The sequence below is a fragment of the Psychrobacter sp. CMS30 genome (assembly GCF_904846565.1).
Classification (GTDB): domain Bacteria; phylum Pseudomonadota; class Gammaproteobacteria; order Pseudomonadales; family Moraxellaceae; genus Psychrobacter; species Psychrobacter maritimus.
In genome coordinates, this window is record NZ_CAJHBF010000007.1 from 48595 (window position 1) to 72332 (window position 23738).

Annotated in this window: 19 protein-coding genes; 3 read left to right on the forward strand and 16 right to left on the reverse strand. The window is 44.7% G+C overall.

The window, feature by feature from the left end; genetic code table 11:
• Positions 1–13: 13 nt before the first annotated feature.
• The 13 genes from JMX94_RS05315 to JMX94_RS05375 all read right to left on the reverse strand — a co-directional run bounded on the left by JMX94_RS05315 (position 14) and on the right by JMX94_RS05375 (position 14861).
• Positions 14–2701, reverse strand: coding sequence for an ABC transporter permease (locus JMX94_RS05315; protein WP_374220401.1), 2688 nt, complete (start codon positions 2699–2701; stop codon positions 14–16).
• Positions 2701–3384, reverse strand: a complete 684-nt coding sequence (locus tag JMX94_RS05320; RefSeq protein ID WP_201563899.1) for an ABC transporter ATP-binding protein — start codon at positions 3382–3384, stop codon at positions 2701–2703. The genes JMX94_RS05315 and JMX94_RS05320 overlap by 1 nt, the downstream gene beginning before the upstream one ends.
• Positions 3381–4196, reverse strand: a complete 816-nt coding sequence (locus JMX94_RS05325) for an arylesterase (protein ID WP_201563901.1) — start codon at positions 4194–4196, stop codon at positions 3381–3383. Before JMX94_RS05325 ends, JMX94_RS05320 begins: the two co-directional genes overlap by 4 nt.
• 112 nt (positions 4197–4308) lie before the next feature.
• Complete coding sequence (locus JMX94_RS05330) at positions 4309–5634, reverse strand: CynX/NimT family MFS transporter (RefSeq protein WP_201563903.1); 1326 nt, start codon at positions 5632–5634, stop codon at positions 4309–4311.
• Between the two features lie 405 nt (positions 5635–6039).
• Positions 6040–6285, reverse strand: a complete 246-nt coding sequence (gene nqrM, locus JMX94_RS05335; RefSeq protein WP_201563905.1) for a (Na+)-NQR maturation NqrM — start codon at positions 6283–6285, stop codon at positions 6040–6042.
• Between the two features lie 122 nt (positions 6286–6407).
• Positions 6408–7538: an FAD:protein FMN transferase gene (locus JMX94_RS05340; RefSeq protein ID WP_201563907.1), complete on the reverse strand. Its 1131-nt coding sequence runs from the start codon at positions 7536–7538 to the stop codon at positions 6408–6410.
• 191 nt (positions 7539–7729) lie between these two features.
• Complete coding sequence (locus JMX94_RS05345) at positions 7730–8530, reverse strand: SDR family NAD(P)-dependent oxidoreductase (RefSeq protein ID WP_201563909.1); 801 nt, start codon at positions 8528–8530, stop codon at positions 7730–7732.
• 184 nt (positions 8531–8714) lie between these two features.
• Positions 8715–9950, reverse strand: a complete 1236-nt coding sequence (gene nqrF / locus JMX94_RS05350) for an NADH:ubiquinone reductase (Na(+)-transporting) subunit F (protein WP_201563911.1) — start codon at positions 9948–9950, stop codon at positions 8715–8717.
• A 123-nt stretch (positions 9951–10073) separates the two neighbouring features.
• Positions 10074–10682 carry an NADH:ubiquinone reductase (Na(+)-transporting) subunit E gene (nqrE, locus tag JMX94_RS05355; protein ID WP_011281361.1) on the reverse strand — a complete coding sequence of 203 codons (609 nt, stop codon included), beginning with the start codon at positions 10680–10682 and terminating at the stop codon, positions 10074–10076.
• Entirely contained in the window at positions 10682–11353 is a 672-nt protein-coding gene (locus JMX94_RS05360) for an NADH:ubiquinone reductase (Na(+)-transporting) subunit D (protein WP_201563913.1), read from the reverse strand. The genes nqrE and JMX94_RS05360 overlap by 1 nt, the downstream gene beginning before the upstream one ends.
• A 1-nt stretch (position 11354) precedes the next feature.
• A complete protein-coding gene (locus JMX94_RS05365) occupies positions 11355–12287 on the reverse strand; it encodes a Na(+)-translocating NADH-quinone reductase subunit C (protein WP_201563915.1) in 933 nt (310 codons plus the stop codon).
• The gene (locus JMX94_RS05370) at positions 12268–13503 is read right to left on the reverse strand and encodes an NADH:ubiquinone reductase (Na(+)-transporting) subunit B (RefSeq protein WP_201563917.1); all 1236 of its coding nucleotides are present in this window, start codon (positions 13501–13503) and stop codon (positions 12268–12270) included. Before JMX94_RS05370 ends, JMX94_RS05365 begins: the two co-directional genes overlap by 20 nt.
• Before the next feature lie 5 nt (positions 13504–13508).
• Positions 13509–14861 (reverse strand): Na(+)-translocating NADH-quinone reductase subunit A, encoded by a 1353-nt coding sequence (locus JMX94_RS05375; RefSeq protein WP_201563919.1) that lies wholly within the window; start codon positions 14859–14861, stop codon positions 13509–13511.
• A 1050-nt stretch (positions 14862–15911) separates the two neighbouring features.
• Here JMX94_RS05375 and hisA point away from each other — a divergent pair.
• The 3 genes from hisA to JMX94_RS05390 all read left to right on the forward strand — a co-directional run bounded on the left by hisA (position 15912) and on the right by JMX94_RS05390 (position 18909).
• The gene (hisA, locus tag JMX94_RS05380; RefSeq protein ID WP_183619188.1) at positions 15912–16652 is read left to right on the forward strand and encodes a 1-(5-phosphoribosyl)-5-[(5-phosphoribosylamino)methylideneamino]imidazole-4-carboxamide isomerase; all 741 of its coding nucleotides are present in this window, start codon (positions 15912–15914) and stop codon (positions 16650–16652) included.
• A gap of 71 nt (positions 16653–16723) precedes the next feature.
• Positions 16724–18511, forward strand: coding sequence for a mechanosensitive ion channel family protein (locus tag JMX94_RS05385; RefSeq protein WP_227673523.1), 1788 nt, complete (start codon positions 16724–16726; stop codon positions 18509–18511).
• Between the two features lie 119 nt (positions 18512–18630).
• The gene (locus tag JMX94_RS05390) at positions 18631–18909 is read left to right on the forward strand and encodes a hypothetical protein (RefSeq protein ID WP_201563921.1); all 279 of its coding nucleotides are present in this window, start codon (positions 18631–18633) and stop codon (positions 18907–18909) included.
• A 169-nt stretch (positions 18910–19078) separates the two neighbouring features.
• Here the strand turns inward: JMX94_RS05390 and rnr are convergent, their stop codons facing one another.
• The 3 genes from rnr to infC all read right to left on the reverse strand — a co-directional run bounded on the left by rnr (position 19079) and on the right by infC (position 23722).
• Entirely contained in the window at positions 19079–21373 is a 2295-nt protein-coding gene (gene rnr, locus JMX94_RS05395; RefSeq protein WP_201563923.1) for a ribonuclease R, read from the reverse strand.
• A 163-nt stretch (positions 21374–21536) separates the two neighbouring features.
• Positions 21537–22781, reverse strand: coding sequence for a toxic anion resistance protein (locus tag JMX94_RS05400; RefSeq protein ID WP_201563925.1), 1245 nt, complete (start codon positions 22779–22781; stop codon positions 21537–21539).
• A 437-nt stretch (positions 22782–23218) separates the two neighbouring features.
• Positions 23219–23722 (reverse strand): translation initiation factor IF-3, encoded by a 504-nt coding sequence (gene infC / locus JMX94_RS05405; RefSeq protein ID WP_045447656.1) that lies wholly within the window; start codon positions 23720–23722, stop codon positions 23219–23221.
• Positions 23723–23738 lie beyond the last annotated feature (16 nt).

Here is a 23738-nt window from a genome sequence, read left to right on the forward strand (position 1 = left end):
ACAATATCGACCGTTATATCATCGCCCTTACCCTTGCCATAATCCCACGCCCAATCACCAATCGCACATAAATAATGGCAATAGCAAACAGCAAACCAACTAACGCCACACCGCCGATACCCAAGCTTGCCCACGGCACACTAAAGCGCAGATTAAACCATTGGGTAATAGCAGCCCAAGCACCGATATTAGCGATAATAACCGCAAATAAGGCGGCACTAATGCCAAGTATGCCAAGCTCTAAGATATTGAGCATATATAGGTCACGCTTTTGCATACCGAGTAGCCTAAATGATGCGCTATCTGCCATGCGGTCTTGTGAGGTGGAGAGTAGCGAGCTAATCAAGACCATGATACCGGTCAATAATGCCAGTAAGGTGAAGACGTAAACCAAGCGGCTCATTTGCACGACCAACTCTTGGACTTGCTGCGCGATTGCTGTGCCGTCGATGGTCGTTACCGCAGGAAACTCGCGTACTAACTGACCTTGGAGTTTTGGAATATCCTCTGCTGCAACGTGGGCGGTAGCAAATTGGATTTGCGGAGCAGCTGATAAAACCGCTGGCTCAAATAAGAAGTAAAAGTAGGGACTGGGTCCTTTTTCATAGCGCGAGCGGATACTGGTGATTTGCCCGACAATCTCAATCCCTTGGATATTAAAGCGCACCTGATCACCCATACCGACGTTTAGCAAGCTGGCAGCAGTATCCAAAATCGATAACGGCGCAACGGTTTGTGCTGAGTCACTATCTGCAGTTTCAATAGGTGCATAAAGCTTGTCATCTGCTAACGACTCCGTAATAAACTCAGTATCCATCACCGTATCAGCGTAGCTTAAATTAAAGACGCGTGTAGGGTCATCGAAGCCGTCAGCAGGTTCGATATCCTGTACCGGTACATTATTAGCAGTGACGACGCGGGCACGAATGACAGGATAATAGCTGACAGGTGCAGCAATGATGTTATTAATCTCATCATGCTGGTCGCTTTGAATATCGAGCAAAAATAAATTGGGCGCATCTTCAGGATAAGCATTAATAAACTGGGTATTGATACTATGATTGAGCGTGGTAATCAGGGTTAAGACCGCCACTGACAGCGATAAAGTGACAAAGAATAATGCCGACTGATTGCCTTTACGCGCAAGGTTATGGATAGCAATACGCTGCATCCAGCTGATATTAGAATGCTTGGCAAACTTAGTCAGCAGCCATAACCAACCGCGTGCCAAGAGCCAAAATATTGCTACGAAGGCAGTTAAGCCTATCAGTAGCTGCGCACCTAGTATCAAAGAGTCTACTTCATAAGCAAAAAACGCATACAGTCCGATGAGCGTCAGTCCATACCATAATAATGGCAAACGTCGATACCAAGGTAGGTTTTGCGAGTTTGTACTTACTCCTTGATTAAGTAAAGTAGCAGGCTTGGTCGTACTTAATGTGCTTAAACCACGCTGAGCGATAAGCAATGTTAGCACTAACGCGATAATAATGGTTTTAATGGCACTGATAGGATTAATAGCTAAACCAACATCAGCTGGTAAGATAGCAATCAGATACGGTTGACCGACTTTCAGTAAGCCAAAACTGACGATAACCGCGGCCACACAAGCGATGATAGTGGTGACAATCAACAGCTGATAGTAGCTGCGTTTCAGCGACCTAAGCGGCTCACCTAATGCCAAGCGAATGGCATTACTAGACTGCTGCTTGGTCACAAAAGCCGTAATGACGCCATACATCGCCACCGCAGATAATAACAGCACGGCGATGACGAGCAGCTTTAAAAACATCAAGACATTGTCAGAGATACGCGAGACAGAGGTATCTGCTGACTCGGCATCAGACAGCTCGATATCAGGATAATTGCTTAGTATTTGCGTGAGCTTATCTCGCTGTACTACCATTAACTCTGGCTCACCGGCCAGCTCAATACGATAGTTTATACGGCTACGCTGTCCCAATAAATTGGTCGCTACAAGCGCATCTTGATGCATCAAAACGCGTCCGCCAAAACCAAAGGCGGTCAATGGACGGTCAGGCTCTTTGGTTAGCACGTCGCTAATGGTAAATTCAGCATCACCAATGGTGATTTGGTCACCGACGCTGGCATTTAAGCTATTCAGGACTTCTGGTGCGACGACGACATTATCAGCGCTTAATTGCTCCCATAACGGTTGCCCTGAAGCAAGCTCAGCTTCTCCGTATAAGGGATAAGCCGGAGAGACGGCTTTGACGCTGGCAAGCAAGGTTTGCTCATCGGTCACCACCATCGCGCTAAACTGATAGTCATATACTATTTGCGTATCAGTAACCGTCTCTACCTGCGTTAATACTTCGCTTGGCCACTCTTGCTTGCTGTTTAATATCAAATCGCCGCCAACGAGCGCGCGCTGGTTATCATTGATATAGGTATTAACCGATTGCTGAACAGAGTCGAGGGTCAAGTAGGTTGCAAGCGATAACGTTAGCGTCAATAAAAATAATAGCGGATAAATCCAGCGTTGCCACCAACTGCGACTTAGGGCTTGTGCGCCCAATCCTTGTAAGCCCAATATGGGCAAATTCAAAATACCGCTAAACAACTGGCGCATGATACCGCCAGTATAGTCTGACTCTTTTGCCATGCGAGTATCAGTCGTAGCAGTAGCATCGATGGCTGAATGTTTCTCTGTTTGCTTATTATTCTTCAAGTTATTCATCAAGAAATAATCCGCCCGTCGTGCATAGTAATAACCCGATCTGCCATCTCCGCAAGCGCGGCATCATGGGTGACAACAACCAATGCTGAACCAACTTGCTGCCGTAAATCTAAGAGTAATTGCATCACTTGATTGGCATTTTGCTCATCTAAGTTACCGGTTGGTTCATCGGCAAAGACGATTTTTGGCTGCGAAACCAAGGCGCGCGCCACGGCAGTACGCTGCTGTTCACCACCGGATAATTGGTTGGGTAAGCTATCACGCCTATGCCCCAAATCAACCGCTTCAATCAGCTCATTTACCCGTGCTTTATTCGGACGACGGGCAATATCAAGCGGGAAGGCAATATTTTCTGCTACCGTTAATGTCGGTAATAGGTGAAACGACTGAAAGACAAAACCCATATCGCGTTGACGAATGACGGCAAGCGCATCTTCATCAAGGCTACTTAAGCTGTGTCCCGCTAGCTCAACCGAGCCACTATCCGGATAATCTAACGCCGCTAATAGACCTAATAAGGTAGATTTACCTGAGCCAGATTTACCCATAATGACCACAAACTCGCCCGCATTAACATATATATCTACATCTTTGATGATAGATAGCTTTTGCTCACCGACTTGCACGGTTTTATTCAGTTTTGTGGCGGTAAGTAGTGCTTTATTATTGGGTGTAGCGGTCATTGGGTAGTCTCAGTAGGTGTGCTAGATTTCGTTGCTGTATTGGCGTGATTAGCTTCTAACTTTTCAATTTTAGGCTGTAAAATTGGCAAAATATTATCATTAACGATAATGGTATAGCCTTCTTTGGTTGGATGAATCGCATCGGCTTGGTTGAGCTTAGGGTCGCCGCCCACACCATCTAAAAAGAAAGGAATCAGCGTCACATTCATATCTTTAGCCACTCTTGGGTATATCGCGGCAAAGGACTCTACATAGTCGGAGCCAAGGTTGTCATAAATCTGCATGCCACCTAAGATAACCTCGCTACCATTATCCTGCAGGCGTTTAACAGCGGTGCGAATATTGGCTTCGACCGTTGCTACATCGATACCGCGGATGGCGTCATTAGCTCCAACAGTCAAAATCGTAATATCAGGCTTGGTTTGCAAAACCCAATCTAAGCGATTGACGAGGCCCGTACTGGTTTCACCGCTTAAGCCTGAATTGACTACTTTGACATTTTTATAGCCCAGTTCTTTTAAACGTGCTTCTAGCTGCGCGGGATAATTGGCATCGTTATCGACGCCCAACCCTTCGGTTAATGAATCGCCCAATGCCAATATTGTTAATGGCGCTTGCTGCTGCTCAGTTGCCTCTGTTATTTTCTGAGTTTCATTAGTTTGAGTGCTAGTGCTTTGAGTGCTGGTAGTTTGCGTACTATCATCAGCTGTATTGCTATCAGGCTCTTTTTGACAGCCGCTAACCACAAGGGTAACGCTTAATGCCGCCGCTATTATTAAAGGTTTAGCCAAATAAGAAGATATATTTATCATGATTTTGCTGTCCTATCTACAATCAAACCAGTGTAGCAAACTAAGCTTATGAGCAATATGGCGCGACAGTTAACGGTATTGCGCGCCTGTCAGTTGACATTAACGGTAAAAATTAAACCTTCTTACCATCGACCATCACTGGACGGCTGACCATCCATGCAAAACCCACGTTTACCACCATCAAAACCAACATGATTAATAAGGGCAAATCCCAGCTGTCCGTTGCTTCATGCAACCAGCCGGTGCCCAGCGGACCAAAGAACGCAATCAGATAACCGACCGCTTGCGCCATGCCCGACAGCTCGCTTGATTGATTGGCGGTATAGGTTCGCATCGAAAACAGCATCATACTTAAGGTAAAAATCGCTGAACAACCAATGCCCATCAGCGCCGACCATAACCACGCCAAATCAGCTGATAAATAGCTGACCCCTAAAATGCCAATCACGTTTAAGACCGCAGCAAGTACCGCTAGCGCCTGAATAGGACGTCCGCGATTGACCAGCCAGGTTAAGCTTAAAATCGCTACCGGTGCCATAAACTGGAAGACTGAGTTCATCTGCCCCGCGCTTACCGCTGATAATCCTTTACTGAGCCAAATCGAGGGTAAAAAACTGGCAACGGTATAAAAAAGCAGCGATTGCAAGCCCATAAATACCGCAATTTGCCAAGCAAAAGGTGTACGCCACATAGAAATAGGTGACGGTGCTTGCACCCCTTCAGCAAGCGGTACTATTGGTTGATGGTTTGATGAACCCAAACGCAAGCGTAGCAGCACCCAAATCATTAAGGCAAACAAACCTAAAATCGACCAACCACCAAGCGCCCATTGCCAGCCAACTTGCTCAGATAATGGCAAGACCACGCCAGCGACAATCCCTGCCGACACCGTCATGGTGAGACTAAATAGACCCGTAATCAACGGAATATGATTCGGTGTGCGCTGCTTGATAACAGGCGCAGCAAGGGTATTGGCAAAGCCAATCGCTAACGTTAGCAATAACGTGCCGCCTAAAAAGCCAATCCAAGTAGGAATAACGCTGCGAATAATCATGCCCGTGGTTAAGAGGGCAATCATCGCAATCAAGGTGTTTTCAAGGCCAAAACGCTTACCAATCGCTGGCGAAATAAACGCCCCAAGCGCAAAGGTCAGCATCGGCACCGCGCCAAGCCAGCCAATTTGGGTTTCGGAGATATTAAGCGCCCCTTGAACCACCGGCGCAATAGAACCCAGCGCCACAATCGGCGAGCGCATATTGGTCGCCAATAAAATCATGGCACATAGCACCAACCAAAACGTAAAGCGCGAAGAGGGTAGCTTAAAATTTGACGGCGCACTCGACTGAGACGTGGGAGACTGGGACGGCAAATCAGTTTGCAAATTAGGAGAGGTAGACATAGCAGCACGACTATCAGCATAAGAAAAAGGACACGTCATTAAAAAGCGCTGGCGCACCATCGCTTATAAAATAACACCAGAGTACGTCACTAAGACGGTAATTAAGGCTAAGACAATATATTAGAATGTACGAGTTTAGGATATAAAAACACTTGCAGAAAGCCCGTCATACAAAATTTCTACCCCATTTAGCAGGGTAAGCTTAGTATATGAGTAGTGATTTTTAGTTTTTGCTTATAAGTCGATTTTGCTTATCAAGCGCTTATGATAGAAATTGGCTTATAAAAAGTATTCTATACAAAGGCTAAGCTATAAAGGACTAAGCGCCCAAAAAAATAGCGTCAGTCCCTGTTAGCTTGCAACGTTCAATTGCAAAGGACTAGACGCTATTATAGGAACAGAGGTTAGTTAAATACTACCAGCATATAGTAACAAATAAGGCGTTTATACAGACTTACCTAGTTGGGCAGCTTTAAGGGCGGTTTCTTGCTGTTGGTCGACCAGTGAATCGCATTTATTGGGGTCATTACCACAAAATGAGCAATGCTCGTCGCCCATCAATTTTGCCACACCGCCGCAAGAGCCTCTAAGCGGCTTTTTCTTGACCATATAACCGATACCCATGAAGATAAAAAACAGCATGAAGACGGTAAAGGTGATAGCAAGCATGGGGAGCAATTGGTTAAGCATAGAGGGAACCTCTCGTTTAAAATATAGGACAGTCATCTAGTCGATAACTTGCTTATAGTATAGCAAAATTTCGCCTTGCCCGTTTGTGCTTAGCAGGCATAGTAAAGCCCATGCTTTGGATATTAGGACTTTTTGTCGGCACGTAAGGCTTTCATCGCAGGGGTTTCTACTACTTGCCAATCATCGATACTGTCGGCCGTTGCATCAAGATTTACATTATCAGCCAAGATAACAAATAAGGCGGCGATATTGTGCTCTTTGGCAGTGGCAAGGGCCTTCTCATAAGGCATCGCGGTCAAAGCAGTTGCCCAAGCATCCGCCAGTGCGACTGTTTCTGCTGCCACAGTCACTGATGGCGCGCCACCAACAATGGGCTCGCCCGTTTTCGGGTCAATGGTATGGCTGTAATGCTTACCATCAAAAACGACGGAATTGCGATAGTTGCCAGAGGTTGCTAGCGACATAGTAGAGCCATTATTAATAGGCTGGCGAATCACTGCCATGGTTTGGCGCGCGCTCACCGTGCTGCCTTCGATGGGCGCATCAATAGCGATTTGCCACGGTTGCTGCTGAGCGCTGACCCCAGAGGTCGCCACTTCGCCGCCAATTTCAACCATGTAATTGCGAATCTGATAGTCATCTCGGAGTACATCGGCAATGACGTCAACGCCATAACCTTTAGCAACCGCCGAAAAATCAAGCTCGACGCCATCTTTGGTTTTATAGATAGTTTGCTCTTTTTGTATCACGCTTTTAAAGTCGACCAAGGCTTTGGCTTGTGCAATCTCAAGCGCTGTCGGTGGACTTTGTAAGCGCTCAACCGTCATGGTACTGCCAAAGCCCCATGTTTCAATCAATGGCATTACCGTCGGATCAAACGCGCCGCCCGACAGCTCATAAACTTGCCTAGACGCTTCTAATACATGGTTAAAATCGGCATCGATAGCAATGGGTGTATCTTTGCCTAATTGATTAAATTTAGAAATAGTTGAGTCTGCTTGATAAGTGGACATGCTGTCATTGATGTCTTGCAAGCGCTTATCGATGGCGGCTTGTATGGCAGCTTCATCAGCGCCTTTGGGCAGTTGATAACTAATATGGTAGCTGGTACCCATGGTCTCGCCGCTGAGATTGTTATAATCGGTTTTTTGCTGGCAGGCGCTAATACTTAATACAGAGCCGATAGCAATTACGGACAAGAAGGCGGGTTTTATAGGTTTAGTAGAAGAAGAAAACGCGGTTAAATTTGTCATATAAGTCATCACAGCTTGATAAAGCGAAGGGGTGAGTGGGGGCGTTAGCTAGTAGAGAATGGTCAGTAAAGAATGGCTATTTAAGAACAGTTAATAAATAACTAACTAAGCTAAGCGCTGCCTATTTTACACCCCTTGTCACCCATAACGCCAATCATCGACTTAAGATCTGATTGCTGAGCTTATTAGATTTATTTTACTTTCGATTCACGGATGAGCTTATAAAGCTTTGGCGGCGATAAACGATTGACTCTAGTGGCGAGTTTTTCCTTATTGCCGGCAACGATAATATATTCATCACCTTTAGTCAGTGCTTTGACGACCTGTTTGGCAAATGTAGTCGCCGTCAGTCCTTTATTGGTTGCCTCATCCATCGTACCCTGCGCGCTCCCATCACCCGTTAAGGCATTTATAGAGATATTGGTTTGAATAAATCCTGGAAATATCGTCGCCACCTCGATACCTTGGTCATGCAATTCAGCGCGTAGACTGTTTGCCCACATATGGATAGCCGCTTTTGCAGCACCATAAGCGCCGCGATATTGGGTGCCAAGTAAACCTGCCACGCTCGATACCATGACAATTTTGCCTCCGCCTTGCGCAATCATATCGGGCAATACCAATCTGGTCAGCCGCGTTTGCGCAAAGTAATCTATCTCCATGATTTGGCGTTCGACGTCTTCAGTGGTTTCCATGATAAGCGAACGTTGACTGACGCCGGCATTATTAATCAGCCAATCCACTTTTCCAGTTTGGGCTTTGATTGTTTCATAGGCTTCTTTTGCTTGCTTAGCATCGGCGATATCAAAGGAGACAACGATATGTTTTTTGCTGTTTTTGCAGCGACTTTTAACCGCTTCTAATTTATCCTTATCACGGCCACTTAAAATAATGCTGGCACCGCGTTTGGCAAAGGCGATAGATAGTGCTTCACCAATACCGCTAGAAGCACCAGTAATCCAAATGGTTAAATCTTTCACTTTGGTTTTCATAAGAATCCTTTCTTGTGCGAATATGTTTTTCATCACATCATCTAATTTATTTAGCCCATAAAAAAAGAGCCTCCATTGAGACTCTTAATTTAGCATATATTATCTGGGTAATACTGTTTGCTTGATGAATGGCTTTTATCACCCAATTTAATCAAGCAGCTTAACCACCCGCTTAACCACCCACTTAACCACCGAAGTCATCAAGCATGATGTTTTCATCTTCCACGCCCAAGCTGTGTAGCATGTCGATTACCGCCGCGTTCATCATCGGTGGCCCACACATGTAGTATTCACAGTCTTCTGGGTTTGGATGGTCTTTGAGATAATTCTCAAGTAGTACGTTATGGATAAAGCCCGTTGGACCTTCCCAATTGTCTTCTGGTAATGGGTCAGACAAAGCCACATGCCACTCAAAGTTATCAAACTCTTCTTCTAGTTGATCATAATCTTCAACGTAGAACATCTCACGAATCGAGCGCGCACCATACCAAAAGCTAATCTTACGGTCAGTATGTAAGCGTTTAAGCTGATCGAAGATGTGCGAGCGCATCGGTGCCATACCTGCACCACCACCGACGAAAATCATTTCAGCGTCAGTCTTTTTGGCAAAGAATTCACCATAAGGACCAGAAACTGTCACTTTATCGCCAGGTACGAGGCTAAATACCCAAGAGGACATTTTGCCAGGTGGAATACCGTCAGGACCACGTGGCGGTGGACTGGCGATACGAATATTAAACTTAATAAGGCCTTTTTCTTCAGGGTAGTTGGCCATCGAATAAGCACGAATCACCGGCTCATCAACTTTTGACACATAGTTGAAGATACCAAATTTTTCCCAGTCTTCGCGATACTCTTCGTCAATCACAAAGTCTTTATAATGCACTTCATGCGGTGGCGCCTCTAACTGTACATAACCACCGGCACGGAAGTTAACTTCTTCGCCATCTGGAATTTTAAGCACCAACTCTTTAATAAAGGTGGCAACGTTATCATTAGAGATAACCTCACATTCCCACTTTTGTACATCAAAGAATTCAGGGTCAATCTCGATTTTCATGTCTTGCTTTACCGCAACCTGACAGGCAAGACGCATGTGGTTACGGATTTCACCTTGGGTAAAGTACCCTTCTTCGGTGGGCAGGATAGATCCGCCCCCTTCAATAACGCGGCAACGACACTGCGCACACGTACCACCACCACCACAGGCTGAAGATAAGAAAATACCTTCGCTCGCCAGTGTTTGTAGCAGTTTACCGCCTGCGGGTGTCACGACGTCATTATCGGGATTATCATTAACATGGATAGTAACATCGCCTGAACTGACCAGTCTTGAGCGCGCCGCCAAAATAATGGCAACGAGTCCCATGATGATCAAGGTAAACATAGCAACGCCACCAATCGCCGTAGCGTAATCCATGGTAGGTATCCTTAATCTATGGAGTAGGGGTGCGAAAAGACGTCATTGCGTGTTTCCTGAACCCCTACCGAATAAATGAATTAAATAGGTCAAATCGCTAAATAGGCTTTTAAGCGTAGCGGTTTAAATTGACATACCGCCGAAAGACATAAAGCCAAGTGACATCAGACCAACCGTGATAAAGGTAATACCAAGACCACGCAGCGGTGCTGGAATGTCTGAGTATTTTAGCTTTTCACGGATACCCGCCAATGCGGTAATTGCCAATGCCCAACCGAAGCCTGCGCCGACGCCATAGACGACTGATTCGCCAAAATTATAATCACGCTCAACCATAAACAGTACGCCACCTAAGATGGCACAGTTGACGGTAATCAGGGGTAAGAATACCCCTAGGGCGTTATACAGACTTGGGACGAACTTATCCAAGAACATCTCTAGAATCTGTACCGTGGCAGCAATCAAACCGATATAACTGAGTAGGCCTAAGAAGCTTAAATCGATATCAGGGAAACCTGCCCATGCCAGCGCACCATCTTTTAGGATGAACTGAAACAGCAGATTGTTTAGCGGTACAGTAATCGCCATCACGACGACGACGGCTACCCCAAGACCGATAGCGGTTGAAACCTTTTTTGATACCGCTAAAAAGGTACACATGCCTAAGAAGTAGGCCAGCGCCATATTCTCGATAAAGACTGAGGTTATAAATAAACTGACATAATGTCCCATTAGTGACCGCCCCCTTGTGCCATGCCTTTAGATTGCGGCTTCATTACAAATTCAGCTTCTTCGACCTGTTCTGGTTTCCAGATACGGATAATCACGATAAACAGGGCAATAATAAAGAACGCTGACGGTGGCAATAGTAATAGACCGTTTGGTACATACCAGCCACCATCGGTAGCGGTTTGCAAAATAGTCATGCCAAACCAGCTGCCTGCGCCCAAAATCTCACGAATACTGGCGACAAATAGCAATACTGCCGAGTAACCAAGACCGTTACCAATACCATCTAAAAAGCTTGGTACTGGCGGATTGCTCATCGCAAATGCTTCAGCACGGCCCATTACGATACAGTTGGTGATAATCAAACCAACGAATACCGACAGACCTTTACTGACGTCATAAGCGACCGCTTTTAAGATTTGGTCAACCACAATAACCAATGACGCAATAATCGTCATCTGCACGATAATACGAATGCTTGATGGGATTTGCTTACGGATAATAGAGATAAAGAAGCTTGAAAATGCCGTGACCAAGGTCAACGCCACACTCATTACCAACGCATTCGCCACACTCGTAGTAACTGCCAATGCCGAACAAATACCTAAGATTTGTAGCGCAATCGGGTTATTATCAAAAATAGGCGAGGTTAAAATACCTTTTGTATCAGCCATGTTATGCCTCCTTGCCGTGTGCTGCTGGTACTACTGCGACCAGTTCGGTTACGGGATGCGTCTGCTGTTGATGTAAGTGCTGACCCAGCTTTTTATACGGGCTTTGACTGGCTTTGACTTCTGCGCCCGTCAATGTTTTACCGCTTTCTTCACGCAGCTGGTCTAAGTATGGCTTATAGCCTTGCTCACCGAGCCAAAACTGAATCATGTTACTTACGCCGCGACCGGTTAAGGTTGCACCACTGATACCATCAACCCAGTTATCTTTTGGATTACCAGCTTTGGTCACACCAGTGGCAACAGCGCCGTTTTCGTCATAAGAGTGAATGCCGCTCCACATGGCGCGCCACTCAGGCTCCTCGATACGAGCGCCTAGACCTGGGGTTTCTTTATGCTCATAGAAACTGATACCTTTAATGGTATTCATGTCACTTTCAAGCGTTAAGAAACCATAAATCGTACCCCATAGTCCATAACCTTGAATCGGCAGGACCACCATTTCAGGCTTTCCGGCGTCATCACTTTTAACATAGACCTTGGCGTATTTAGGAACACGACCGATACCGGCAGGGTCGTTGCTGCCCAAGTCTTCACTTAAGGCTTTGTTCTTGGTTGCTTGACTGGCATCGTAAGCATTACGATCAGGGATGCCAGCGGCTTTTAACGCGTCGTCATCGAGGTAGTTACCTTTACTTAGGTCAACGATTTTTACCTCAAAATCTTTAAAACGCTCAGCCACATCTTCATTGGTATCGGACGCCGGGTCAAACATACCGGCGGCAACTAAAATGTTTTTGTTACGGTCTAAGCGCGCGTTTTCAACTTGCGCTGGTTTTAAACCAACAGCAGCGGCTGAGACCAATACAGAACACACCAAGCATAGCGTCAACGCCACGCTGATGGTTTTTGCATTATTACTTTTGGGCTTGGACATAGCGAACCCTCCGTGCTGTTTGGCGCTTGATATTTGCTTGCGTCACAAAATAGTCAAATAGTGGCGCAAATAAGTTGGCGAATAAAATGGCAAGCATGATGCCTTCTGGGAAGGCTGGGTTGACGACGCGAATCAATACGGTCATAAAACCAATCAAGATACCATAAGCCCAGCGGCCTTTATTGGTATGGGCAGCTGATACAGGATCGGTTGCCATAAACACCGCACCAAAGGCGAAGCCACCGATAACTAAGTGCCAATAAAACGGCAGTTTCATCATCATATTGTCTTCAGAGCCAATCATGTTAAAGACTAGCGATGTGGCAATTAGACCGACCACACAACCTGCCATGATGCGCCATGAGGCAATGCGCGTCCAAAGTAGAACGACTGCACCTAATAAGATAGCCAGCGTCGATACTTCACCGATACTGCCTTGCATATTACCTAAGAAGGCATCAGTCCACGTAATGGCATTGCCATAGACATCAACGAAGTCTTGTGGGACGACGCCAAGTGCAGCCAAACCAAGTGGTGTTGCACCCGAAAAACCATCAACCGCGGTCCATACTGAGTCGCCAGACATATAAGCTGGATAGGCAAAGTATAAGAACGCACGACCCGATAGGGCAGGGTTAAGGAAGTTTTTACCCGTACCGCCAAAGACTTCTTTTGCCACGACCACACCAAAGATAATACCTAAGGCAACTTGCCATAAAGGAATATCTGGTGGTAGACAGAGCGCAAATAGGACAGAAGTTACAAAGAAACCTTCGTTGACTTCATGCCCGCGCACCACGGCAAAGATAATCTCACAGAGAATACCGACCCCAAAGGTGACCAGATAAATCGGTAAGAATTGCATCGCCCCGTAGACAAAGCTTGCCCAGATACTGTCTGGGTTGTAGCCGGCCATACTGGTGATAACGGTACGCCAGCCTTCAGGCTGCAAGCCAAGCGTTGCAATCGCCGTTAATGCTTGATGACCGATATTGTACATACCCCAAAACATCGCAGGGAAGGTACATAACCAAACGGTAATCATAATACGCTTAAGGTCAATGCCGTCGCGTACGTGTGATGATGCGTATGTCGTTGAGCCTGGTTGACGTAAAAACGTATCAAACATCTCAAAGATGGCATAATATTTTTCGTGTTTGCCACCCTTGGTGAAAGACGGCTCCATACGATCGAACATATTGTGTAAAAATTTCATCGTGGTTAGCCCTCCAGCTCAATGCGCGTTAAGTTATCACGCAAAATATCGCCGAATTCATATTTGCCAGGAGATACGAAGGTGCATAATGCCAAATCTTCTTCGTCCAATTCAAGTACGCCCAAATCGACGGCGCTGATGATGTCTTCGACAATCAAAGCACGTAATAGCTGCGTTGGCAGATAGTCTTGTGGCATGACTTCTTCATAGACACCGATTGGCACCATCGCGCGCGGCGAGCCGTTGCTCGAAGTGGTAAAGTCATATTTCTTACTACCAAAGAACTTAGAAATATAGATAGGTAGTTTTGAGAAACGGTTGCTACCGATACTTAAGAAATGGAACGCTGGGCGCTCACGGCCTTCGGTTAGCACACTGACTTGATTATGGAAGCGACCAAGATAGGCAGTATTACCAAACACTTTGCGACCCGATAGCACAGAACCTGAAATCACACGGTTCTCACTTGCTTCAAGCTCACCTTTAGTCAATGCTGTGATATCAGCACCGCGTTCGGTGACGATTAAATGCGGGTTTTTAACCGCAGGACCGGCAAGGCTAAGCATACGGCGCGTGTATAAGCGACCGGTGGTAAATAGCTTACCAATGGCAATCACGTCTTGATAGCCAATCGTCCAAACGGTCACACCGCGCATGATAGGGTGCAAAAAGTGAATGTGCGTGCCAGCCAGACCAGCGGGATGTTTACCGGCAAAGCTATGATACTCAGTGACATTATTAGCCGCCGTTTTGGCAACTGGCGTCAACTGGGCATCGCCATGATGGCAGACAAAGGTCTTGGGGCTGAGCGTTGATAATACGGCAAGTCCGTCATTAAACGCCTGCAGTTGCTCATTAATCAGCAACATCGGGTCAAACGCTAATGGATTGGTATCCATGGCAGTGACAAAGATGGCGTGCGGACGGGCACCGATTTCAGGAGAACGGCTATAGGGACGCGTACGGAACGCGGTCCATTCACCAGAGGCAAGCAGTTGGGTTTCAACGACTTCAGAATCTAGGTCAGCAAGTTGCTGGGAGTCGTAGCGCTGAAATTCTACTTCTTCACCGTTTGGGTCGACCGCAATCACAAGACTTTCGAACACACGACGCTCACCGCGATTAACGGCGATGACCTTACCAGCAGCAGGGGCGGTGTAGATAACGCCGACACGTTTTTTATCTTCAAAAACGGGCTGACCTTTAGCTACGATGTCGCCTTCTTTGACATTCATCGTGGGCTTCATGCCCACATAATCATAGCCAACAAGTGCCACATGGGCGGGTCTGTGCTCAGATATCTCGCGGGAGGGTTCACCAGTGATGGGTAAATCCAAACCTTTTTTGATGGTAATCATAAGCGAAAACTTAGTCCATAGTCTAAAACGATACCAGACGTCCTGTTTGGTATATCGGCAGCATGAATAACAGCGTCATCAATAAAGTCCTTAATCAAGCCCCAAAAAGGGCGTGAAAAAGCGCTCTAGACATAACACATCATCATAACTACAAGTAAGAGTATTAACGCTGACCTTAGACTCCTTAACAACACGTTAATGTCTTATTCGAATGACCAAAGTGACGACTGGCTACCAAGGTGTACACTAAAACCTTTAAATCTCATGCCATCCTCAACTAGGATGACGTTAGATAAAAGACAGTTTTACCATACGATTTATTAAAATCTTAAAATTTGTCGTATTCAAAATCCTAATAGCTATAAATCCTAATAACGATAAATCAGAACATCTGTAAACCATAGAATCTTTAAATCACAGTATCTTTAAATCACAATATCTGTGTGTTTTAAGCAGCGTTATTCATTCGAGTGAATATAAATGAGGAATAAGTGACTTGTTTATGTTTTGTCCAAGCCATCTTTTAGAAAACTATCCAAGCGCTGTTTAACGAACTATGGTTACAGGGTAAACTCAATTGCTTGATAAGCGCAATTTGTAAGCGTAAGCATTAATCTGGTTGTTAACACTTAGCTCATATTTACCTTGTGCTGATTGAAATCGTCGATAGGTAGCAGACGATTAGGTTTTATCGCACAAATACAAATTTACCTAGGATTATACGCTAAACTGACCTAAAATTGCCAGTTGGTAATTGAATTTACCTAATGTTGCTAGTGAATCCACGTGCTAAAACTTATGGTTATGATTGTCGTTTTTTTGCCATTATCTAGCCGAATTTTAAGCAATTTTTATATTTTCTACCGTCATTTTAATATTTAACGAATTTCTCCTAACAGCCGCTTTTAATTTGCTATGCTAAATGACTTTATAAGCAGTCGCTTTTAAGTAGCCATTGGTTAAGTGGCTATTGATTAAGTGGCTATTGACGCTTGTTTCACTTTTTAATGGTTTTTTTATTGTCCATATCGTTTTTATAAGGAATGCTATATGTGTGCTGTCCCTGTCATTATCCCTGCTATTGATTTAAAAGATGGTAAATGTGTGCGCTTAAAACAAGGTCGTATGGAAGACGATACGGTATTTTCTGATGATCCGGTCGCCATGGCGGCGCGTTGGGTCAATGAAGGCGCACGGCGCTTGCATTTGGTCGATTTGAATGGCGCATTTGACGGGATTCCTGTACATAAGCAAGTGGTCAATGACATTGCTAAAGCTTTCCCTAAGCTGCCGATTCAATTGGGCGGCGGTGTGCGCAATATGAAAACCATCGAGCAGTATATTAGCGCGGGTCTCACTTACATTATTATTGGTACCAAAGCCGTTGAAGAGCCTGATTTTGTGGCCGAAGCTTGCCGCGAATTTGCTGGACATATTATCGTCGGTATCGATGCCAAAGACGGCATGGTTGCGACACACGGTTGGGCAAACGTGACCGATACTAAAGCGACTGAGCTTGCCAAGCGCTTTGCTGATGTCGGCGTATCGTCAATCGTTTATACCGATATCAACCGCGATGGCATGATGCAAGGCGTCAACGTCGAGCAGACCGTCAACTTAGCGCGTGAAGGCGGCTTACCTGTGATTGCATCAGGCGGCGTCACCGATATGAAAGATATCGAATTGCTAAAACCTTATGGTGATTGCATCGAAGGTATCATCACCGGTCGTGCTATCTATGAAGGCACCTTAGATTTGGGTGAAGCGCAGCTTTATCTGGATGGTAAGTAGTTTTTAAATAGCTATATTTGCATAGCATGATTGCAAATGTAGCATAGAGTTAGAATACAAAAGGGATGCTTATGGCAGCGTATTTTGACCAGCCTGAATTACCTAGGTCAAGCTGGCTAGGCAAGTCACGCATAACGACAAAGGCGTGCGCTCAGCTACTGTTGCTATTAAGCATCGTTTTAAACCTGTCCACTTATGCGGCTGAAAAAAGCAGTACAAGTGAGAGTGTGGCACTCACTGATGAGGTTGCTGATAATAATGCCGTTAATAATGAACCAAGCGCTCAGCCGACTACCGCACCAACTGTTAATGACCCAGCTATCAACAATCCAGCTACCAGTGATTTAAATAACGGGCTAAATAGTACTATAGCTATCACGCCTGAGATTCCAAATACTTCTGACACTGCACCGCCGACGCCCGTCCAGCTACCACCTGTTATCAGCGGTGAAAGTACCAACAATGCTCAAATCGAAACCACCCCAACACCATTAAAAGACAATGACATTCGTCAACGTATTAGTGGCATTTTTTCCGAAATTGACGGCTTACAAGCAGTGAATGTTAGCGTCAACCAAGGCGTTGTTACCTTAACCGGTGAGACTCCTAATGAGAAAAAAGCCCAGCAAGCCATTAATTTAACCAATCGCTTAACGGACGTGGTGACGGTCGAAGATAGAATCAATCGCACGCTTGATGTGCAAGATAATGTCTCGACCGTTTATCAAAGCCTCAAGGCACAAACCAAAAACCTAGTCAAAGCTTTGCCACTGTTGCTAGTAGGGATTGTTTTATTTGCCTTGGTCACGTGGTTTGGCAGCTGGTTATCCAATCGCAAGAATATGTGGCAACGCCTTACGCCCAATCCTTTTGTTGCAGAGCTGCTTGCCCAGACCGTTAAAGTCATATTTATCGTTTTCGGTCTTATTTTAGCGTTAAGTTTGATAGGTGCTGAGACTATCTTGGGCACGCTACTTGGCGGCGCAGGCGTTATTGGTATTGCTGTTGGTTTTGCGGTCAAGGATACGATTGAGAACTATATTGCCTCGCTCATGCTTAGTATTCGTCAACCGTTTCGCGCCCGCGATCATATTTTGATTAATAATCAAGAAGGCATTGTGGTACGCCTGACCTCACGTGCGACGATTTTGATGACTTTAGATGGTAACCAGTTACGGATTCCCAATGCCGAAGTCTTTAAAGCAACGATTTTAAATTACACCAAAAACCCCGAGCGCCGTTTTACTTTTGAATTAGGCGTAGATGCCAATGATGATCCGCTTGCTGCCATCAAAGTAGGTATCGATGCCATATGTCAGTTAGGTTTTGCTCTAGATAAACCAAAGGTCACAGCGGTCATTAAAGAAGTGGGTGACTCAAATATTATTTTGCAGTTTCAAGTATGGGTCAATCAATTGGAAGCTGATTTTTCCAAAGCCCGCAGTATCGCCATTCGCGAAACCAAGCATGCGTTGGAAGATGAAGGCTTTAGCTTACCCGAGCCTATTTATCAGCTGCGCTTTAACCATAAGCTAGAAAAAGCGTTTGAACAGTTCCAAAGCAGTCAAACGAGCGATAAGGCGCAAACGCAAGTAATAGTACCGCCAAATATTGCTAAAGCTTCTGAGACTTCTAGCGCTTCTAAAATATCTAATGAAGCGCAAGCTCCTGAAACCACAATGGAAGATAAGGATAAAAAACAAGCCAAAGCGCGGGCAAAGCATATCTTGAAAGGTCGAAATGCCGACGAAGTACTTGATGCGCGTCCTGATGAAAAATTGATGGAAAAGGTCGAGCAAGAAATTGCTGAAAATTCAGATGAGACGGATTTATTAAGTAACAATAGCCCGCAAGAATAACCCACAAGAGTAGCGTTGAAGATTACCTATTAAAAGGTGAATACTAACTATAAAAGTCGGCATAAAAAATGCAGTGAAACGTCTATCTACATTTTATTGAAATAGACGAGACATTTTTTATGCAAATCAAACATCTGATTATTTTCGCTTTGGCAGGTATTGTTATTTTATTAGGGTTTAATATGATTAACGGCAGCCAACGTGAAAAAAATAGAGAAGCTATAACTGCTAGTAATGAAGTAGAACAGGTTAGCAATGTGAATAGCAATACAGCAGATATCGCAAGCCAGCCCTTAGGACAGCAGCCAAAAGCCATTATCGATAAGGCAACCACTCAGATAGCGCAAGCAGAGCAGACGAGCCAACAACGTGCCGAGCAAATGACAGATACACAGTAGTTTTTTTAGTGCCTAAAGTTCTTAGTGATTAATTTTTTTAGGGTTTAAATAAGCTGCATTTCAATATAGCGGTTTAATTAAGCGCCAATTAAGCGCCAATTAATTGATATACATAAAAAAAGACTAACGATAACGTTAGTCTTTTTTTAATCTTAAGTTTTAGAAAGCCTTAGCTCTTCTTGCTAGCGCCTTTACCACGGCTGCTGCTTTTCTTAGCAGACGTTTTGTTAGCCGGAGTTTTGCTAGCAGTGCTCTTCTTCGGCTGATCTCTTTTGGTTTGATTCATTTGGCTCGCTTGTAGCTTGGCTTTGAGGTCAAAGTCGATTTGTAGCAGGTCCATATTGACGCCCGCTACTTTTACCTTGACCGAATCACCGAGACCAAATACTGTGCCTCTGTCTTTACCGATAAGCTGTTGTTGCTGCTCATCATAGACAAAGAAATCGTCACCAACGTTTGAGATATGCACTAGACCATCGATATATAAGTCGGTCAAGGTTACAAATAGACCGAAGCTTGTCACGGTAGTCACAACGCCATCGAACTCTTCGCCGACATGATCTTTCATATAATGACATTTGAGCCAAGATTCTACATAGCGCGATGCTTTTTCGGCGCGGCGCTCAGTATCTGAGGTTTGCGTGCCAGCACCGTCAAGCGAGAAGTCCATTACTGGCTGCTGACTATTCGTCACTTTTGCTTTAATCGCGCGATGCAGCATTAAGTCAGGATAGCGGCGAATCGGCGAGGTAAAGTGGCTATATTCGTCATAAGCGAGACCAAAGTGCCCGATATTGTCAGGCGCATAGTTCGCTTGCATCATCGAGCGTAGCAGCATGCTATGGATGCTAATCGCGTCAGGACGGTCTTTAGTGGCTTCAATAATCCGCTGGTAATCCGCTTGCGTTGGGCTTTCTTCTGGGAAGCTTAGACCAAAGTTTTTTGCATATTCATGGATACGCATCGACTTTTCGCCATCAGGCTTATCATGGTTACGATATAAAACAGGCAGCTCATTTTTCAGTGCAAAGTTTGCCGCACAAGTATTGGCAAGCAGCATGCACTCTTCGATAAGCTTTTGCGCATCACCGCGTGTACGCGGTAAGATGGCTTCGATACCACCTTTTTCATTAAACTTAATATAAGTTTCAACCGTCTCAAACTCCATTGCATGGCGCTCTTCACGCTTTTTCAGCAGCAGCTCATATAATTGATGTAAGGTATCGACCGATTTTTTGACGTCTTTATTACCAGTTAATGATTCAGGCACGCTGTTATCGTTTGGATCAGCAAGATAAGCGTTCACTTGATTGTAAGTCAGACGCGCTTGTGAATGCATGACCCCAGGATAGAACTCATAGCCTGTAACCTTGCCTGCACGCGATATCTTAATATCGGCAACCATACAGAGACGGTCGAGATCAGGGTTCAATGAGCAAAGACCGTTAGACAATACTTCTGGCAACATCGGAATCACGCGATGCGGGAAGTAGACTGACGTGCCGCGCTCATAAGCATCTTTATCGAGTGGCGAGTTTGGTGTGACATAATAACTGACATCAGCAATCGCCACTAACACACGATAGTTACCGCCCGAGCGTTTTTCTGCGAATACTGCATCATCAAAGTCGCGCGCATCTTCACCATCAATGGTAATTAGCGGTAAATCACGTAAGTCTCTACGACCTTTTAAGTCTTTTTCGGTTGGTTCTTGATAAGCATTGGCTTGTTCAAGTGCCGCTTCACTAAAGTCTGATGGGATATCATAGTTGAGTAAAGTAGTCTCAATAATCAACTCACGGTCATTATCATCGGATAGCACTTCAGTGATTTTACCGGTGGCAAATTCATGCTGGTTCGGCCAATCGATAATATCGACTTTAACCGGCGCACCTTGTTTTGCATTAAACGCTTGCACGTTTTCTTCAGTAACGGTAATCGGCTGATGGTTGTTTGGGCTACCAAGTTCAACACAATAACCATCTTCATCATGCGCCAATGTCCCAATAAAGTTGCTTTGGCGGCGTTCAACGACATCGACAATACGCCCTTCGGTACGCCCACGGTTATCTGTTGACGTGCCAACGGCTTCTACCGTATCGCCGTTAAAGACCCAGCGCATTTGCTTTTCATGCAAGAATAGGTCAGGCATATCACTTAGTAATACAAAGCCAAAACCTTTTGGATGCGCAGTCACCGTACCTGTGACGATATCGTGCTTGGTCACCGTACGATAGCGATAAGGACGCCCATCACGGTTTACTTGGCCATCGCGCGCCATTGCTTTTAGGCGATTGCCTAAAGCGTCAAATTGGTCAGGATCATCAATATTAAAGGCTTTTGCCAATTGTTGATGGGTGACTTCGCCATGTTCGTTAATCGTACTGAGTATCAGTTCGCGACTAGGAATAGGGTTGTCATATTTTTGTGCCTCAGTTGAGGCGTTTGGATCGTTCCAACTCATAAATTACCGTATCTATTTTTAAAATTATTAATAAGAGCTATCTTAACACGAACAACGTCGCAATATCTTAGGTCAATTGTCTTATCTGTATCAGATAGCAAGTAGCTGTCAGCTTTTAATAGCTAGCAGCATTCGCCATTCGAGATAAACCAAATATCAAACATCAAATATCAATATCAACGGTATTTGATTGATTGGTTATTTTTTTACTGTCTAACTCTTTGGATACCTCAAGTACCGTCGTTTGATTCGACTTATCGAGATATTTCTGGGCTTTATCCACTTCAGTCGTCAAGGTGTTGACCGTCTGCTTCATATTTTCTAAGGCTTCGATTTTATAATTGCTAATCATATCCATCGTATCATAGACATTATTAAAGGCATTTTGCAGTTTATCAAGCTCAATTGTGCTGCTAGTTGCTTGCTCGTGAATTTCCAAGGACTGACGCTTAAGCATCGCCGAGGTTGATTCAATCAAGCTGCTAGTCGTTTTATTCAACGCCGTGATTTGGTCGAGTACCAGTTTTTGATTGGTCATCGCTTGGGCAACGACAACCGCCGTACGTAGCGCCGAGATGGTCGTCGTGGTCGCGCGGTCTACGCCTTTAATCAACTCTAAGTTGTTTTTACGGATGGTATCAAGGGCTAAGTAGCCTTGGATATTTACCGCCAATTGGGTCAAGAAGTCGGTATTTTTTTGACGCACATAAAACAGCATCTCTTCCTTAATGATACGCGCTTTTTCAGGGTCAGTCGCTTCAACGGCATAAACTTTTTGTTCAAGCTGCTCATCGATTTTTTTACCGACATAGATATATTGGCGAATCGATTGCATCAACTCCCACATATTGACCTTTTCTTGCTCAATCATGGCATTGTCTTTGAGCAGCTCGTCTTTGCCATTATAAAGGCTCGTCACCACCGCGTTGATATGCGATTGCGCTGACTCGTACTGACGGAAATAATCTTGGACTTTGTTGCCAAATGGGATGAGACCAAACAACTTACGTGAGCTGGTCAGCTCTTTTTTGCTCGGATCTAAATCTTCGACAATCCCGCGCAGCTCAGTCAATGACTTGGCAATAGGGGAGTTATCAAACAAGCTGTTATTGAGACTTTTCGCCGGTAAATCGAGCATACGATTAGACACTTGCGCCGATTCGCGAATCTCTTTATTACCTAAATTATGGATAGATTGTACGTTTTGCTGAAACTCAGAGCTGTGTACTGAGTTATTAATCACATGATCAACAAAGGCGTCGACCTTGGCATCAAGTTCTGGAATCTGGCTTTCATCCAACTTCACCATTTGATCGGCTTCGCTTTTTTGTATTTCTTTCACCGGTTCAGGCGCGGTCAAAGTGATACTTGGCGTCGAGGTATTTTCGGGTGGGGTTAATTCTTGCATGGAATTTCCTATAATAGCTGAAAAGGGCGTTGTTGGTTACCAACGACATTAGGTTTTAATAACACTCATAGTTAGTCGTGGTATCGATTGTTTTTATGCCCTTAATGGTTTTATTCGAATTATATTTAAGAGTGATAGCGCTGACCTTTAGATTAACTGGTAATGAAAAGGTTGAGAAGATGGATTTTGTAAACTGCGGTTTATAAAAGGTTTATAAAAGGTTTATAAATAATCGTCACTGATTATAGTCAACTTATTATATGCAAGAATAAGCATTTAGGGGTCTAAATATTAAAAAACCACCAATATCCCGTAGCATATTGATGGTTAAGATTATAACTATCTCTATCAACGATCTGTCTATATCAGTTAATTATTTATATTAACTAACAGGCACATCGATTTACAGCCACCACTAGCAGCAATCTGTAAGCAGATTACTTTTTCTTAGTAGGCCCAAGCAGCATACCCATTTGACGACCTTCCATCTTTGGATATTGCTCGACGTTTGCAATCTCAGCGGTGTCTTCGATGATGCGATCTAGCTGTTTACGACCAATCTCTTGGTGCGCCATTTCACGACCACGGAAACGGATACTGATTTTAACTTTGTCTTGGTCTTCTAAGAAGCTGACGATTTTTTTCAGTTTTACCTGATAATCGGCTTCTTCAGTACTAGGACGCAACTTCATCTCTTTCAGCTGAGTTTGCTTTTGGTTCTTTTTAGCTTCTTTCGCCTTTTGCTTTTGATCATAGAGGAAATGCTTATAATCCATGATTTTGCATACGGGCGGTTTGGCTTCAGGAACCAATTCGACCAAATCTAGACTGTCCTCACGTGCCGCTTTCATCGCGGTTTCGATATCTACCACGCCCATCTGTTCGCCGTCTTCTTTAACGAGACGGACTTCTTTAGCTGTGATATCTTCGTTGATGTTCAAACGGTTTGACTGTTTA

Bases quoted from the DNA above. Each gene is read 5' to 3' on its own strand.
- JMX94_RS05315 (WP_374220401.1), bottom strand. From the start codon at position 2,701: ATGAATAACTTGAAGAATAATAAGCAAACAGAGAAACATTCAGCCATC.
- JMX94_RS05320 (WP_201563899.1), bottom strand. From the start codon at position 3,384: ATGACCGCTACACCCAATAATAAAGCACTACTTACCGCCACAAAACTG.
- JMX94_RS05325 (WP_201563901.1), bottom strand. From the start codon at position 4,196: ATGATAAATATATCTTCTTATTTGGCTAAACCTTTAATAATAGCGGCG.
- JMX94_RS05330 (WP_201563903.1), bottom strand. From the start codon at position 5,634: ATGACGTGTCCTTTTTCTTATGCTGATAGTCGTGCTGCTATGTCTACC.
- nqrM (WP_201563905.1), bottom strand. From the start codon at position 6,285: ATGCTTAACCAATTGCTCCCCATGCTTGCTATCACCTTTACCGTCTTC.
- JMX94_RS05340 (WP_201563907.1), bottom strand. From the start codon at position 7,538: ATGACAAATTTAACCGCGTTTTCTTCTTCTACTAAACCTATAAAACCC.
- JMX94_RS05345 (WP_201563909.1), bottom strand. From the start codon at position 8,530: ATGAAAACCAAAGTGAAAGATTTAACCATTTGGATTACTGGTGCTTCT.
- nqrF (WP_201563911.1), bottom strand. From the start codon at position 9,950: ATGGATTACGCTACGGCGATTGGTGGCGTTGCTATGTTTACCTTGATC.
- nqrE (WP_011281361.1), bottom strand. From the start codon at position 10,682: ATGGGACATTATGTCAGTTTATTTATAACCTCAGTCTTTATCGAGAAT.
- JMX94_RS05360 (WP_201563913.1), bottom strand. From the start codon at position 11,353: ATGGCTGATACAAAAGGTATTTTAACCTCGCCTATTTTTGATAATAAC.
- JMX94_RS05365 (WP_201563915.1), bottom strand. From the start codon at position 12,287: ATGTCCAAGCCCAAAAGTAATAATGCAAAAACCATCAGCGTGGCGTTG.
- JMX94_RS05370 (WP_201563917.1), bottom strand. From the start codon at position 13,503: ATGAAATTTTTACACAATATGTTCGATCGTATGGAGCCGTCTTTCACC.
- JMX94_RS05375 (WP_201563919.1), bottom strand. From the start codon at position 14,861: ATGATTACCATCAAAAAAGGTTTGGATTTACCCATCACTGGTGAACCC.
- hisA (WP_183619188.1), top strand. From the start codon at position 15,912: ATGTGTGCTGTCCCTGTCATTATCCCTGCTATTGATTTAAAAGATGGT.
- JMX94_RS05385 (WP_227673523.1), top strand. From the start codon at position 16,724: ATGGCAGCGTATTTTGACCAGCCTGAATTACCTAGGTCAAGCTGGCTA.
- JMX94_RS05390 (WP_201563921.1), top strand. From the start codon at position 18,631: ATGCAAATCAAACATCTGATTATTTTCGCTTTGGCAGGTATTGTTATT.
- rnr (WP_201563923.1), bottom strand. From the start codon at position 21,373: ATGAGTTGGAACGATCCAAACGCCTCAACTGAGGCACAAAAATATGAC.
- JMX94_RS05400 (WP_201563925.1), bottom strand. From the start codon at position 22,781: ATGCAAGAATTAACCCCACCCGAAAATACCTCGACGCCAAGTATCACT.